We start from the raw sequence: 14,609 nt of genomic DNA, 5'->3' as shown, positions 1-14,609 counted from the left end.
TGAAGGATCCCTTCAAGGGGTGGGGCGGGGTGGTGTTGAACGGAGGAGCGGGTCAGCCGTCGACGACGCCGTCGAGGAACCAGCGGTGCAGGGCGAGCAGTCGCTCACCGGTCCGGGCCCGGCTGTCGCCGAGGGCGACGCCGCTGAGCAGGTAGGCGGTGGAGGCGACGTCGGGGCGCTCGCCGGTGACCGGGGGCAGGGCGGTCTCGTAGTGGCTGATGCCGGGCAGTTCGCAGGTGGCCGGCGCGCGGCCCCGGGCGCCCTGGCTGTCGTACACGAGCAGGAAACCGGCGGTGGGCGCGGCCCGTTCGGGGATCAGGGCCTCGGGTGTGGAGCGGGTCTGGTGGCGGGCGGCCAGTTCCACGAGGTCGACGCCGTGCAGCCGGCGCAGGGTGGGCTGGATGCGGCCGCCGCCGACCCGGCTCGCCGCCTCGTTGACGACGATGCCGTCGGCGGTGTCGAAGAACTCGATGTGGAAGGCGGTGGCCCGGGGCGTGGGCAGTGCCCGCAGGGTCTGCTCGGCGAGCCGGACGAGTTCGGCACGGCGCGGGTCGTCGGCGTCGAGGGTGACGGCCAGGGTGGGCACCGGCTGGTCACGGACCTCCAGCATGGTGGTGGACCAGGACCACACCTCGCTGAAGACGGCCTTCCCGTCGGCGAACACCCCGTCGCAGTGCAGGAGTTCGTGCGGGGTGAAGGCCTCGACGAGGTGGTCGGCGAGGTCCGTGGGGTGCGCGGCGGCGAAGGCGGCGGCCTGCGCGTCGTCGTCGACGCGCTCGATGCCCTGGGAGCCGGTGCCGGTGCGCGGCTTGGCGAGTACCGGATAGCCGGCCCCGGCCGCGAACCGTTCGATGTCGCCGGGGCGTTCGAGTTCGGCGTACGGCACGACGGGCAGTCCGGCCGCGTCGAGGAGCCGCTTCATGCGGAGCTTGTCACGGTAGGCCTCGGCGCTGGCCCCGCTCTGCCCCTGAAGGCCGAACTCGTCGCGCAGCCGGGCGGCCCGGAGCACGTCGTGCTCGGAGAAGGCGACGATCGTGTCGATGTCGTGGGCGCGGATCCACTCCCGGGCGGTCTCGACGACCTCGGGGTTGGCCGTGTAGTCGTCGAACTCGGCGATCGCCGCGTACCGTGCGCGGATCGCGGCGGCCTCGGGGTGCCGGTCGACGGCCCGGGTCGCGCAGTTGATCAGGTACAGCTCGTGCCCGGGGTCGAGCCAGCGGTGGAACGCGGCGGACTGCAGCCGGTAGCGGTTGAGGACGAGGACTCGGCTCATGCCCCGGCCTCCTGGCTCAGTGGCGTGGTGCGGATGACGAGGTGTGCGGCGAGCGCGTCGGCGGCCTCGACGGCGGCCTCGCGGGTGTCGGCGTGGGCGACGACGGCGGCGCGCATCTCGTTGCCGTTCTCGATGGGCGCGAGCCGGTCGCCGGGGCGGACGAAGCAGCGGGTGAGCAGGTGCGCCGCGGCCAGCTCGGCGGGGAGCGCGGTCATCTCGACGGACTCCACCAGCCCTTCCGTGTCGGAGACGCACCGCCGGACCGCGAACCCGTCGGCGCGCGGGGCGAGTTCGGGTTCCGTGCCGTGGAGCACGTCGTACCAGGCCCGGTACAGGTCGACGCCGGTGACGGCGCGCACCATGTGGCTGATGAAGACGCCGCCGATGCGCCCGTTGACCTCGACGATGCGCGGGCCGTGCGCGGTGAGGCGGACCTCGGTGTGGGCGGGGCCGTCGAGCAGCCCGCAGGCGAGCACGGCGTCGGCGGCGGCCCGCTCGACGGCGGCGCGCTCCCCGGCGCCGAGCCGGGCCGGTGTCTCGGCGTCCAGCTTGAGGGTGCCGGTGCGGCCGCCGATGCCCTTGCCGGTGACGGCGACGGTGGTGACGGCGCCGTCGGCGACGACCGCCTCGACGCTGACCTCGGGGCCGTCCAGGTACTCCTCGACGAGCGCCTCGCCGTCCCAGGACTCGGCGAGCGCGGCGTCCACGGCGGCGTCGAGCGCGGGCAGGTCGTGGACCACGGCGACGGCGCAGCTGGCCGAGCGGTCGGCGGGCTTGACGACGACGGGCCAGCCGGTCGTCCTGGCGAACTCGTGGGCGGCGGCCCGGCTCCGGCAGTGCGCCCAGCGCGGCTGGGGCACCCCGGCCCGGTCCAGGGCGGCGCGCTGGTGGCGCTTGTGGGAGCAGGCGAGCCCGGAGGCCTCGGTGTGGCCGCGCAGGCCGAACCGTTCGTTGAGCCGGCCGACCAGCGGCAGCAGATAGTCGAAGTCGGCGAGGATCGCGGTCAGCGGGGACCGGGCGTGGAACTCGGCGATACGGTCCTCCAGTTCACCGACCCGGCCGGTGCGGAACGCGTCGGGGACGCGCGGCAGCGGCAGCTGGACGTCGGCGAACCCGGCCAGGTCGTTGTCCGGGTGGTCGGCCACGACGATCTCGGCGCCGGTCCTGGCGAGGGTGCGCAGCGCCGCCTCGCGCTCCTTGGAGGGCCGGATCACCAGCACTCGTGGTGGTTGTGTCATCTGTCTCTACTCCTGTGGGGGCGGCGTGCGTCAGAGGTACGGCAGGACGTGGCGGGTGAGCAGCTCCACGGACTCCAGCGCCTCCTCGACCGGGGCGCCCGCCCAGTGGACGCGCAGCACCAGCTCGGTGGCGCCGGTGGCCTCGGTCCAGGCGCGCAGGGTGCGCAGGCAGTCGTCCGGGTCGCCGATCGCGAAGCGGTCGCGGGACAGGTTCGCGAGGTCGGCGTCGAACCGGTCGCCCTCCGGCAGCACGGTGTCCTGGCCCCATGTCTTGTACGTGGCGTACTTGGCGGCGAGGTGACGGCGGGCGCGGGCCGCGGCGGTGGCCCGGTCGGGGGCGCACACGACCTCCCGCATCAGCGGTACGTCGGTGGGGTCCGGCAGGCCCGCCTCGGCGCGCACCGAGCGGAACATCCCCATCTGCCGCTCGACGGTCGTCATCGCCGCGTGCGGGTTGATCATCCAGGCGTCGCCGAGCAGGGCGGCCCGGCGCACGGCCTTGTCGCTGTTGGCGGCGAGCCACACGGGCGGGCCCGGCCGCTGCACGGGCAGGACCGACAGCGAGGCGCCGTCCAGACGGCACCACGGCAGGTCGGCGTCGACGCGCTCCGCGGCCCACAACCGCCGTACGAGGTCGAGGTTGTGGGTGAAGCGGGTGACCCGGCCGCCCGCGGCGACGGCGAACGCGTCGTACTCCAGGTCGCGGTAACCGAGCCCGGCACCGAACACCAGCCGTCCGCCGCAGAGCACGTCAGCGGTGGCGTACGCCTCCGCGGTGTCGACCGGGTTCTGGAGGGCGAGCAGGCAGATCCCGGAACCGAGCCGCATGTCGCCGCTGACGGCCGACAGGCGGCCGAGCAACGGCAGCGGCTGGAGGTGCGCCATCTCCTCGCTCAGATAGTGCTGGGCGACGAACACCGAGTCCCAGCCGGCCTGTTCGACGGCGGCGACCAGCCGCAGATGGTCGTCGAGGGCACGGGCGGGATCTTCGCCCGGCAGGTACTGGAGGGTGAGATTGAGCCCCACCCGGGTGGCTCGCTTACGGTCGTTCATCACTCACGTTCTCGGGACTGGTCAGGACTCTGACGGACAGGTCGGTGCGGCGCGGGCCGAGGCGTCGCAGGTCGCGGGCCAGCAGGACGCGCCGCAGGCGGCCCGCCCGCTGCCCGGTCAGCGCCCGGAAGTTGTCGACGAGCAGCACGTCACCGGCGTCGAGCGCGATGGGGACGGCGGCCCGGCGCAGGCCGTCGCGCAGCGCCCCGAGCGCGGCGGCGGCCTGCGGGTCGGTGGCGTCGGCGGTGGCCCGGAAGGGGTCGAGCCGCAGGGACGGTTCGGCGTGGTCCTCGTGCAGGACGGGACCGGGCCGCCCGGTGAGCCGGAACCGGGACCGACGCAGCAGGCCGGCGCGGGACGCGGCGAGCGGTACGTCGCCGAGGGCGGCCACGGTGATCGTGGCGGGGGCCAGGGCGAGCAGTCCGAGGTAGTCGCCCCGGCCGGGACCGGCGCCGTCGGCGGTGCCCAGCTCAACCCCCGCGTCCCCTTCCGACGCGTCCGGTTCCGACGCGTCCGGTTCCGACGCGTCCGGCGCGGGCACGTCCCGGACCAGCGGCCCGCCCCTGCTGAAGACCTCGGCGAGGCCCATGGCGGTCAGGGCGAGATACACGGACTCGCGCCGGGTCCCCGCGGCCGGTGGCCGGCCGAGCGCCGGGTCGTCGACGTACAGGCCGCGCACCAGGAGCGCGGCCTCGGTGCCGGTGACCCGGAACTCGTACAGGGCCTTGCGCAGTCCGTCCGGCAGCCGGGCCGCCAGCTCCCAGCCGTGCGCGTACAGCGGGGCGCCCTCGGGGTCGAGTCTGCTGTCGAGCACGTCCTCGACCAAGGCGTCGAGCGCACGCTGTTCGGCCAGGCCCAGTCCGTACGTGGCGCACACGCTCGGGCGTCGCACGCCGATCAGCCCCAGCCGAGGTCCAGCGGGGCCGACTGAAGCTGGACGACCACCGGCAGGGCGACGGCGGCAGCGCCCAGAGCGAGCTTCCCCGCGGTCCTCGCGACGCTTCTCACCACGGCAGCTACAGATGTGCGTGACACGGTCTTCCCCCTTGCGCGTTCCACTCCCTCGGGAGCGCTTCGCCCGACGCCGGCCCGTTGGCCGGCTGGGCCAATCATGACCAGCACTTGACCGGATAGGCATCCAAGGTCACGTATCTTTTTCCACACCAGCAGATTCAGACGGGTGAACGAAACATGCACGATCAGTCCGAACCGGTCATGACTGACTTTCCCCTCCTGAGTCCGACCGAGCTGCGTGTGTATAAATCTGCGGCCGCGGTGCTGCGCTTCTCGCTCGCCGACCTGGCCGCCGCGACGGGACTGACGGAGCCGGAGATCTCGGCGGCGGTGGAGCGTCTGGGCGAGCTGAAGCTGCTGCGCCGCAGCAGCTACGGCCCGGACCTGTTCACCACGGTCTCGCCCGACAGCGCCCGGGAACAGCTCACCCGGCCGCTGCACCGTCAGATCACCGAGCTGCAGACGGCCTCGGACCGGCTGCGCGAGCAGCTCGCCCAGCTGAGCCCCGTGTACGAGGGCGGGATCTCCCATCGCCTGCGCAAGGAGGGGGTCGAGGTGGTCCCGGACCTCGCACAGGTCCGGGTCCGTCTGACCGAGCTGTCCGCGTCGCTGCGCACGGAGGTGCTCACCTCACAGCCGGGCGGCGCCCGCGCCGAGGAGGTGCTCACCGAGGCCCTGGCGCGCACCCGGGCCGTCCTCGCCCGCGGCATCCGGATGCGGACGCTGTACCAGCACACGGCGCAGTTCAGTCAGTCCACGGTGGCCTACGCGGACCACGTGATGCCCCTGGGTGCGGAGATCCGCACCCTGGGCGACGGGTTCAACCGGACCATCGTCTTCGACCGCGACGTGGCCGTGGTCCCCCTGCGCGGCAATCCGCAGGGCGCCGCGCTGATCCGCGATCCGCACGTGATCGATTTCGTGGTCACCGCCTTCGAGCGCGCCTGGGCCGCGGGGATCCCGTTCCCCACCGCGCACGGCCGCGCTCAGGCGATCGCCGCGTCGGAGAGCATCAAGGCCGACATCGTGCGCCTGCTGGCCACCGGCCACGACGACAAGGTGGTGGCCCGCCGGATGGGCATGTCGCTGCGCAGCTGCCAGCGCCACATCACCGAGATCATGGCGCGGCTCGGCGCGCACAACCGCGTCCACCTCGGCTACGTCATCCACCAGCAGGGCCTGCTCGACGGATCGGACGGGTCGGCCGGACCAGCCGGACCGGACGAGCGGTGACCGACATGCCGAGGCCCCGGCCCGGTGGTGTGCCGGTTCCGGGGCCCTTGGCCGTACGCGGTGGACGTCAGGCGGTGACCGAGGCCAGGTAGGCGCCCGTCTTCTCCGGGTCGTAGAAGAAGTTCTCGAAGTCCGACGGGTCGTTGAAGCCGTTGGCGAAGCGGTCGGCGACCGGCTGGAGCTGGCCCGCCGCGCCGATCAGGTTCAGGACGTGCTCCGGCGGGGCCTGCAGCATCGTGTTCGTCCACTTGGTGACGTGCTGGGCGGTGTCCCAGTAGCGGTCGAACGCGGACTGCATCCACTCCTCGTCGAAGGGCTTGTCGCCGTGGTCGAGGATCGAGGAGAGGTACGAAGCGGCGCACTTGGACGCCGAGTTGGAGCCCTGGCCGGTGATCGGGTCGTTGGCGACGACCACGTCGGCGACGCCGAGGACCGCACCGCCCGAGGGGAGGCGGCCGATGGGGTTGCGCACGGTCGGGGCGTAGCGGCCGGCCAGCGTGCCGTTGGCGTCGGTCAGTTCGACCTTGGTGGCGCGCGCGTACTCCCAGGGCGTGAACTTCTCCATCAGCTCCAGGGTGAGAGCCAGGTGCTCGGAGGGGTTCTTGATGTCGCGGAAGGCGTCGAGCGGGCCGCCCGGGATGCCCTCCCAGAAGAGGATGTCGGCGCGGCCGGACGTGGTGAGCGTGGGCATGATGAAGAGCTCGCCGACACCGGGGACCAGGTTGCAGCGGACCGCGTCGTAGTCGGGGTGCTCGGGGCGCACGCCCAGGCCGTGGACGTAGGCGACGGCGAGCGCGCGCTGCGGCTCGCTGTACGGGGAGCGGTCGGCGTCGCGGCCGAACATCGAGACCAGTTCGCCCTTGCCCGCCGAGACCAGGACCAGGTCGTACGTACGGGAGAAGTAGTCGAGGTCGGAGACCGCCGCGCCGTGGATGACGAGCTGCCCGCCGCGCTGGGCGAACGTCTCCATCCAGCCGGCCATCTTCACGCGCTGGTCGACCGACTGCGCGAAGCCGTCGAGCTTGCCGACCCAGTCGATGGCGCGCTGGGTGGGGCCCGGGTCGTGCGAGCCGGGGGCGGCGACCGAGACGCCGAGGCCCTCGATCCTCGGGGCCTGCGTCTCCCAGAAGTTGAGCTGCAGGTCCCGCTCGTGCTGCAGCGCGGTGTGGAACATGCACTGCGTCGACATGACCCGCCCCGACCGGATCTCGTCGGCGGTGCGGTTGGACATCAGGGTGACCTCGTAGCCGTTGGACTGCAGGCCGAGGGCGAGCTGGAGACCGGACTGGCCGGCTCCGACGACGAGTATCTTCCGGGACATGGGGTGCCTCTAACTTACGTATGAGTAAAAGGAGTTAAGCGGGGGTGGCGTCGAGGGCGTGACCGACCAGGGACAGCAGCGTCTCGATCACGGAGATGCGGCGGCGTGCGTCCATGACCAGGACGGGCACGTGCGGCGGCACCGTGAGCGCCTCGCGCACGTCGTCGGGCTCGAACTTCACCGTCCCGTCGAAGTGGTTGACCGCGACGACGTACGGCAGCCCGCAGCTCTCGAAGTAGTCGAGCGCCGGGAAGCAGTCCGAGAGGCGGCGGGTGTCGGCGAGGACCACCGCGCCGATCGCGCCGCGCACCAGGTCGTCCCACATGAACCAGAACCGCTGCTGGCCCGGCGTACCGAACAGGTACAGGACCAGGTCGTCGTCGAGCGTGATGCGGCCGAAGTCCATGGCGACCGTGGTGGTCGTCTTGTCGGGCGTCGCGGTCAGGTCGTCGGTGTCCTCGCTGGCCTGGGTCATCAGCGCCTCCGTCTGGAGGGGCTGGATCTCCGACACGGCGGTCACCAGGGTCGTCTTGCCGACGCCGAAGCCGCCCGCGACCACTATCTTCGTGGCGATGGGAGCCCGGCTTCGGTCCGTCTGCCATGCCTGCAACTGCTCCTCGTCATCGAGGAGTTCAGAGACGGCGGAGTCCACTCAGCACCCTTTCGAGCAGCGCGCGGTCCGGCTGTCCCGGGCCGTGACCGGTTCCGTACACACGGATCTTTCCCTGGTCGGCGAGGTCGCTGAGGAGCACGCGGACCACACCGAGGGGCATCTTCAGGAGCGCGGCGATCTCGGCGACCGTGCGCATGCGGCGGCACAGTTCGACGATGGCGCGCATCTCCGGCATCACTCCCGCGAGCGTGCCCTTGCCCAGTTCGAGGCGCTCGTCGGGCGCCTCGAGGGCGGCTGTGCTCGCGATGAACGTCTCGACCAGGAGGACGTGGCCGAAGCGGGTGCGGCCGCCGGTCAGGGAATAGGGGCGTACGCGGGCGGGTTTGCGGTCGCCGCCGCGCACGGGGAGTTTGCTCGTACTGCCGGACGTCATCGGGTGGTCTCCATGGACTGGCGCAGTTCGCTGCGGAGTTCGGGCGTCAGGACGTGCCCGGCACGGCCGACGAAGAGCGCCATGTGGTACGCGATGACGCTCATGTCGCAGTCCGGGGTGGCGTGCACGCCCAGCAGGGAACCGTCACTGATGGACATGACGAAGAGGCTGCCCTCCTCCATCGCGACCATGGTCTGCTTGACGCCTCCCCCGTCCATCAGCTTGGCGGCGCCGATGGTGAGGCTGCCGACGCCGGACACGATGGTGGCGAGGTCGGCGCTGGAGCCCTTGGGGCCGCCGCTGTGGTCGGCGGGGGCCTCGGCGTTCCTTCCCGGGTCGGAGGAGAGCAGGAGCAGTCCGTCGGACGAGACGACGGCGACGGAGAGCAGCCCTGGTACCTCCTCGACCAGGTTGGTCAGCAGCCAGTGCAGATTGCGTGCTTCGGAACTCAGTGCAGGGTTGTTGAGTGCAGGGGTGGGCGCAGTCAACTGCTTGCCTCCTCGGCTGTGTCCCCCTTGGCTTCTCCAATACGTGCTGTGGTGTCGGCGATCTCTGCCTCCACGTCGCGACGGCCCTCCTGGGCACCGCGGTGGAACCCGCCGAGCCTGCGGCGCAGCGCGTCCGCGTCGACGGAGCCGGTGCGCGGCTTCGGAGCGGGGGCGGGGGCGGCGATCTTCGGGGTGCGCTTGGGCAGGCCCTTGTCCGTGACGCGTTCCCACTTGGGCACGGCGGCGGCCTGCGGCGGGGCCTCGTCGGCCTGGCCGGCCTGGCCCGCGGACGGCTCGGCGGGACGGTCGGGGCGGTCGGCGGACTGCCCGGCGGGCGCGCCGGTCTCGTCGGGCGTGCGCTCGTGGGCGTCCGGCTCCGGGGCGGGGGCGGGCACGGTCGTCCGGCGGGGCAGGGTCCGCGCCTCCGGCCGGGGCGCGGGCTCCGGCTCCGGCTCCGGCCGGGCCGGGGGCGCCGGCTCCTCGGCCGCCGGGATCGGCGCGACCAGTTCCATCGTGGTCTCGGCCGGGCTCTCCGCCGTGCTCTCCGCCACCCGTACCGCCTCTTCGGCGGCCTCGATCAGCGGGTCCCCGCCGGAGGCGAGCGCCGAACGGCCGGACAGGACGTTGGAGTTGGCCTCCGCCTCGGATCCCGGCAGGTGCACGGCGGGGGCCCCGCCCGGCACCACGACCGCGGGCGGCACCGACGCGGCGGGCGCGGCGGCGAGCAGCGCGATGGGCAGCACGACGACCGCCGCGACCCCGCCCTGCTTCTGCTCGCGCAGCCGGACGCGCAGTCCGTGCCGCGCCGCGAGCCGGGCGACGACGTACAGGCCGAGTCCGAGACCGTCGGAGTCCTCCGGGTCGTGCGCCTGCTCGGTGGTGAACGCGGCGAGGCGGGCGTTCAGCTCGCGCATCCGGTCCTCGGCCATGCCGATGCCCTCGTCCTGGACGGAGAGCATGACCTCGCCGTTCTCCAGGAGCCAGCCGGAGACCTCGACGGAGGCGTCCGGCGGCGAGAACGACGTGGCGTTCTCCAGGAGTTCGGCCACCAGGTGGCTGAGGTCGTCCGCGGCGAACCCGGCGATGTGCGCGTGCGGCGGCAGCGCGGAGATGCGCACGCGCTCGTAGCGCTCGATCTCGGAGACGGCGGCGCGGGCGACGTCGACGAGTGGCACGGAGCCCGCGTGCTGCTGGCCGTGATCGGCGCCGGCGAGCACCAGCAGGTTCTCGCTGTGGCGGCGCATGACGGTGGCGAAGTGGTCGAGCTTGAAGAGCGTGCCGAGCCGGTCGGGGTCCTGCTCGCGCTCCTCCAGGCCCTCGATGACACCGAGTTGGCGCTCCACGAGGCCGAGCGTACGCAGGGCGAGGTTCACGAAGGTGCCGTGTATCGCGCCCTTGGCGCGCTCCAACTGGGCTGAAGCTTGGGTGAGTTCGGCGCGCAGCGCGTCCCGGCCGTCGGCCATCCGCTGCCGCTCACCGATGAGGTGCTTGCGGTCGGACTCCAGGGTGGTGACGCGCTCGTGCAGGGCGAGGGCGTGGGCGTGCAGGGCGTTGACGGAGCGGACGACCTGCGCGAACTCGTCGTTGTGGCCGGTGAACTTGACGGGTTCCTCGGTCGCGGGCGACTCCGCGAGGCGGCCGGACCCGATGCGCAGCACGGCGAGCGGCCGGGTGAGCGAGCGCGCCGCGCCCATGGCCACGCCGACGGCCGCGAGCAGGCAGACCCCGACCAGCGCGATCCGCACCTCCAGGGCGGTCACGTCGTCGTCGCGCAGCTGCTCCAGGCGCTTGAGGCGCTGGTCGCCGAGCGCGGACTCGGTGCCGCGCATCAGGTCGACCCGGGAGGTCAGCGCGGCGTCGATGCTCTTCTTGCTGAAGCCGAGTTCGGTGTCGGACAGCGTCGGAGCGTCCGTGAGGCGCTCCAGGTACTTCTCGGCCTTGGTGGTGTCGGGGCCGGTGACCGTGGCGTCGTACGCGTCCACGGAGGCGGCCGGCGCGGACTCCCGGAAGTCGTCGAGGGCGGCCTGCTCGCGGACCCTGGCCTGCATGGCGGCGGCGCTGAGCTCGTTCTGCTGCTTGCTGTCGGAGGACGTCTGGCCGACGACGGTGCGGGCGAGGCCGGTGGTGGGGTCGACGACGGTGGTGCTGGTCGAGGACCTCGGCACGGAGTACGCGGCGAGCAGCAGCCCGCGCGCGGCCGACGCCTGGTCGACGGCCCGGTCCAGATCCGCGAGGGCGTGCGCGCCGGCGCCTGCCCTGGTGGGGATCCGGTCGGCCAACTCCTCGGCCTGCCGGTGCAGTTCGGCTATGGCGTCGGAGTACGCGGAGTGCGCCTCCAGGGCAGTGTCCTTGCCGGTGAGCGCGGCGCGGCGGACGGCGGCGACATTGCCGAGGACGCTCTTCAGCGACCCGGGCGCGTCGGCCCGCAACTCCTCGACCTGCCGGTCGACCCGCGCGCTGCGGGCCTCGCTCAGCCCCTGGCCCTCGGGGCGCCCGGCGGCGATGTAGGCGGCGATCTCGTCCCGCTCGTCGGCCAGCGCGTGCGACAGCGAGAGCGCGCGCTGCGTCCGCGCGGCGTCGTCGACGAGCACCTGGGAGTCCCCCACCTGGGAGGAGGCGGCGAGCACGGCGGGAGCTCCGGCTCCGGCGATGGCTGCGGCGACCACGGCGACGGCGACGATGAGCCGGTTCCGCACCCGCTTCCGCCTGCCCTTCACGGCAGTCGCCTCCGGAAGGGGTGCGGGGAGCTGCGCGCTCGGCCCGGACGAGCCGTCGGACGCCCCGGGGGCCTCGGCCGCCCCGGACGATGCGCTACTTCCGGACACCCCGGAACCGTCCGACTGCTCCAGTCCGAGGGACCCATTACCGCCGGAGGTGTTCCGCACTGATGCTCGCATTCCTGACTCGTCCTACCCACTACCCATGGGCCCGGATGACGATCCGTCAACACTTGCGCCCCTCTGGCATGGCTCCTGACCATTCCAGTGCCGGTGGGCAGGGGGCGCACATCACCTCGCCCGCCACCCGAAGGAGTGAACATCGACGGGGAGTTGAGGGGCAAGTTCCCCCGACACGGGCACGACCCGCCCGCGGTGCGCCGGTTGGACGTCTTTCACAGGCTTTGGCAAGATGCCCCGCCACCCTTCACCGGAGTTGATCATTCCGCCGCAAAACCGGCACGTGACCTGCTGGTACAGGCCAACCCGCCGAGCTCCGCCACACCTGTGAAGGGCTCGTGCAGACTGGCCGAATGCGCATCGAACTGACCACCGAACCCGGCGACCCCGCCCGCCCGAACGAGGACTACGCATCGGTAGGGCTTCCGGCCTCCGGGCAGGGCGGATCTCTGGTCGTCCTCGACGGTGTCACCCCTCCGGCCACGGATGACGGCTGTCTGCATTCCGTCCCCTGGTTCACCGCCCGGCTCGGCGGCGCGCTGGCCGAACTGTCCGCTTCACGGCGGGATATGACGTTGCGTGATGCCCTCGCGGCCGCGATCGTCCGCACCGCCGACGCACATCGTTCAACTTGTGACCTTTCTCACCCGCGTACGCCTCAGGCAACCGTCGTGCTCGCGCGTTGGGACGCGGCGCGGGTCGAGTATCTGGTGCTGTCCGACTCGGTGTTGCTCACCGAGGCCCCCGACGGCACCGTCCGCGCCCTGCTCGACGACCGCCTGGACCGGCTGCCGCGCGCCGGCCTGGTCTCGGCCGAGGTGGCCGACGCGACCGTACGGAACAAGGAGGGCGGCTTCTTCACGGCGGCCGCGGATCCCACCGTCGTGGACAGGGCGGTGACCGGCACCCTCGCGCGCACCGAGGTCCGGGCACTGGCCGCGATGACCGACGGGGTGACGCGCTGGGTGGAGAAGTTCCGCGAGGGCGACTGGGCGGACCTGTTCACGCTCGTGCGCAAGGAGGGCGCGGAGGCGACGGTGGCCCGCGTCCGGGCCCTGGAGGACGCGGACGCGCAGGACCGTACGTACCTGCGGCGGAGCAAGACCCACGACGACGCGTCGCTGGTGTACGTCGAGTTGTAGCCGTTCAAGCCCCTGCGGCCGCAATCAAGCCCCTCCGGCGATTGAGGAGCGGGGTCCGGGGCGGAACCCCGAGACGGCGAGCCCGACGGGGCTGGGGTGCTTCTGACGGCTCTTGAAACGTCGGGAGGCTGTCACGAGAGTGCTCGCCGAGGCGGCCGGCGCATCGAGTGGCAGCCTCCATTGCGCCGACGATCTCCCCGGCGGTCGCCCAAGAGCCATCAGAAACGGCCTAAGCCTGCTCGGCCCCCGCGTTCAACTGATGCAGCAGCCGCGCCAGTTCGGCGACCTCCAGCCGGTCCCACCCCGCCAGCTGCCGCACGTACCGCATCCGCCGGGCATCCCGCACCTGGCGGAAGTTCTCGCGGCCGCGTTCCGTGAGGGAGACGAGCCAGGCGCGGCCGTCCGCCGGGTCGGGTTCGCGGGAGAGGAAGCCGAGGTCCTCCAGGGCGCGCAGCTGGCGGCTCATGGTCGCCTTGCCGACGCCGATGTACGCGGCGAGTTCGGTGGCCCGCTGCGCGCCGCACTCCTCCAGGCGCACCAGGAGTCCGTACGCGGCCGGTTCCAGGTCGGGGTGGACCTCGCGGGCCATCTCGCCGGAGGAGGCCCGGGCGCGGCGCAGGAAGACCGTCAACTCCCGCTCCAGGGCCAGGAATTCGTGGTCCACACCAGTCGGAGCGGGCTCGGAATTCGCATCGCGTTCCGCGCCCTGCCGCCGGCCGTTCCCGTCTTCGTGCACGTCAGCACCCATGGTCAGAGTTTCCCCGGGTTTCCCGAATCTGAAAGTTTTCGCCAATCGCCGCCATTACCGCAGCTCCGTCAGTATTTCGCAGGAGTAGACCAACGGCAGCACCCTGGCCCTCTTCCCTCCCCCAGGTCTACATGCGTAGCGTCATGCATGGCATGTCCACACCAGCATCGTCACGGCGACATGTCGACAGGTCACCACAGCACAGGTCACCACAGCACAGGTCCCCACAGCACAGGTCCCCCGATCAGCGACGCGCTGGTCCCCCACGAGGCCCTCGGAGGCATGCAATGCCCGTGCACAGACCCGGAACCCCCCGACGCCGCCGCTTCGCGGCCGGCGCCCTGCTCGCCGCGCTGTCCCTCCTGTTCACCCTGCCGAGTGCCGCGCAGGCCGACGACGTCCCCGCCCGGGGTGAGGCACACCTGGGCATGGGGGTGGCCGCGCACGACGGCGACACCGGCCAGGGCCCGGTCGGCAGGGTCACCCAGACCGAGGGCGTCGACGTCAGCGGCCACCAGGGCAACGTGGCCTGGTCGACGCTGTGGAGCAGCGGCGTGAAGTGGGCCTACACCAAGGCCACCGAGGGCACGTACTACACGAACCCGTACTTCGCGCAGCAGTACAACGGCTCGTACAACGTGGGCATGATCCGCGGCGCTTACCACTTCGCGACCCCGGACACGACGAGCGGCGCCACCCAGGCCAACTACTTCGTGGACCACGGGGGCGGCTGGTCGAAGGACGGCAAGACGCTGCCGGGCGTGCTCGACATCGAGTGGAACCCCTACGGCGCCTCCTGCTACGGCAAGACGGCCGCCGGGATGGTGTCCTGGATCCGGGACTTCGTGAACACGTACAAGGCGCGCACCGGGCGTGACGCGGTGATCTACACCGCCACGAGCTGGTGGACCGAGTGCACCGGCAACTCCGCCGCGTTCGGCACCACCAACCCGCTGTGGATCGCCCGGTACGCCTCCGCCGTGGGCACGCTGCCGGCCGGCTGGGGTGTCCAGACGATGTGGCAGTACACCTCGTCGGGCCCGACCGTCGGTGACCACGACAAGTTCAACGGCGCGCTCGACCGCGTCCAGGCGCTCGCCAACGGCTGAGCCCGCCCCGCACGGAGCGTACGAGGAACAGCGGCCGGGCTCCCCCC

The 14,609-nt window shown here is 72.3% G+C and carries 14 protein-coding genes; 3 read left to right on the top strand and 11 right to left on the bottom strand.

Translation table 11 applies throughout. The annotated features are described in order from the left end of the window. Positions 1-52 precede the first annotated feature (52 nt). Genes B072_RS44995 through B072_RS48455 form a run of 5 tightly spaced genes read right to left on the bottom strand, consistent with a single transcriptional unit; the run spans position 53 to position 4,599 of the window. Positions 53-1,273, bottom strand: a complete 1,221-nt coding sequence (locus B072_RS44995; protein WP_018535284.1) for an ATP-grasp domain-containing protein — start codon at positions 1,271-1,273, stop codon at positions 53-55. Continuing rightward, positions 1,270-2,511, bottom strand: a complete 1,242-nt coding sequence (locus tag B072_RS45835) for an ATP-grasp domain-containing protein (RefSeq protein WP_078506727.1) — start codon at positions 2,509-2,511, stop codon at positions 1,270-1,272. Before B072_RS45835 ends, B072_RS44995 begins: the two co-directional genes overlap by 4 nt. Positions 2,512-2,541: 30 nt before the next feature. Next, positions 2,542-3,564 (bottom strand): LLM class flavin-dependent oxidoreductase, encoded by a 1,023-nt coding sequence (locus tag B072_RS0138275; RefSeq protein ID WP_043245487.1) that lies wholly within the window; start codon positions 3,562-3,564, stop codon positions 2,542-2,544. Further along, complete coding sequence (locus B072_RS48460) at positions 3,551-4,456, bottom strand: hypothetical protein (RefSeq protein WP_158689288.1); 906 nt, start codon at positions 4,454-4,456, stop codon at positions 3,551-3,553. Before B072_RS48460 ends, B072_RS0138275 begins: the two co-directional genes overlap by 14 nt. Before the next feature lie 5 nt (positions 4,457-4,461). Further along, positions 4,462-4,599, bottom strand: a complete 138-nt coding sequence (locus B072_RS48455; protein WP_158689287.1) for a hypothetical protein — start codon at positions 4,597-4,599, stop codon at positions 4,462-4,464. Positions 4,600-4,779: 180 nt separating this feature from the next. Between B072_RS48455 and B072_RS44985 the strand changes: the two genes are divergently transcribed. Beyond that, positions 4,780-5,811 carry a helix-turn-helix transcriptional regulator gene (locus tag B072_RS44985; RefSeq protein ID WP_158689286.1) on the top strand — a complete coding sequence of 344 codons (1,032 nt, stop codon included), beginning with the start codon at positions 4,780-4,782 and terminating at the stop codon, positions 5,809-5,811. Between the two features lie 67 nt (positions 5,812-5,878). Here the strand turns inward: B072_RS44985 and B072_RS0138255 are convergent, their stop codons facing one another. The 5 genes from B072_RS0138255 to B072_RS0138235 are packed head-to-tail and all read right to left on the bottom strand — an operon-like array spanning position 5,879 to position 11,383. Continuing rightward, entirely contained in the window at positions 5,879-7,132 is a 1,254-nt protein-coding gene (locus B072_RS0138255) for a styrene monooxygenase/indole monooxygenase family protein (protein ID WP_018535278.1), read from the bottom strand. 34 nt (positions 7,133-7,166) lie between these two features. Further along, the gene (locus B072_RS0138250) at positions 7,167-7,784 is read right to left on the bottom strand and encodes a GTP-binding protein (protein WP_018535277.1); all 618 of its coding nucleotides are present in this window, start codon (positions 7,782-7,784) and stop codon (positions 7,167-7,169) included. Further along, positions 7,765-8,178 carry a DUF742 domain-containing protein gene (locus B072_RS0138245; RefSeq protein ID WP_018535276.1) on the bottom strand — a complete coding sequence of 138 codons (414 nt, stop codon included), beginning with the start codon at positions 8,176-8,178 and terminating at the stop codon, positions 7,765-7,767. The genes B072_RS0138250 and B072_RS0138245 overlap by 20 nt, the downstream gene beginning before the upstream one ends. Beyond that, positions 8,175-8,666, bottom strand: coding sequence for a roadblock/LC7 domain-containing protein (locus B072_RS0138240; RefSeq protein WP_018535275.1), 492 nt, complete (start codon positions 8,664-8,666; stop codon positions 8,175-8,177). The genes B072_RS0138245 and B072_RS0138240 overlap by 4 nt, the downstream gene beginning before the upstream one ends. Beyond that, the gene (locus B072_RS0138235) at positions 8,663-11,383 is read right to left on the bottom strand and encodes a nitrate- and nitrite sensing domain-containing protein (RefSeq protein ID WP_018535274.1); all 2,721 of its coding nucleotides are present in this window, start codon (positions 11,381-11,383) and stop codon (positions 8,663-8,665) included. The genes B072_RS0138240 and B072_RS0138235 overlap by 4 nt, the downstream gene beginning before the upstream one ends. A 533-nt stretch (positions 11,384-11,916) precedes the next feature. Here B072_RS0138235 and B072_RS0138230 point away from each other — a divergent pair. Then, positions 11,917-12,705, top strand: coding sequence for a protein phosphatase 2C domain-containing protein (locus tag B072_RS0138230; protein ID WP_018535273.1), 789 nt, complete (start codon positions 11,917-11,919; stop codon positions 12,703-12,705). A gap of 229 nt (positions 12,706-12,934) precedes the next feature. Here the strand turns inward: B072_RS0138230 and B072_RS0138225 are convergent, their stop codons facing one another. Next, positions 12,935-13,453, bottom strand: coding sequence for a MarR family transcriptional regulator (locus B072_RS0138225; protein WP_086020453.1), 519 nt, complete (start codon positions 13,451-13,453; stop codon positions 12,935-12,937). Between the two features lie 287 nt (positions 13,454-13,740). Between B072_RS0138225 and B072_RS0138220 the strand changes: the two genes are divergently transcribed. Continuing rightward, complete coding sequence (locus B072_RS0138220) at positions 13,741-14,562, top strand: lysozyme (RefSeq protein WP_018535271.1); 822 nt, start codon at positions 13,741-13,743, stop codon at positions 14,560-14,562. The last annotated feature ends 47 nt before the right edge of the window (positions 14,563-14,609 follow it).

The sequence above is a fragment of the Streptomyces sp. HmicA12 genome, from assembly GCF_000373565.1.
Lineage (GTDB): Bacteria > Actinomycetota > Actinomycetes > Streptomycetales > Streptomycetaceae > Streptomyces.
This window is presented reverse-complemented; position numbering and strand designations above follow the sequence as displayed.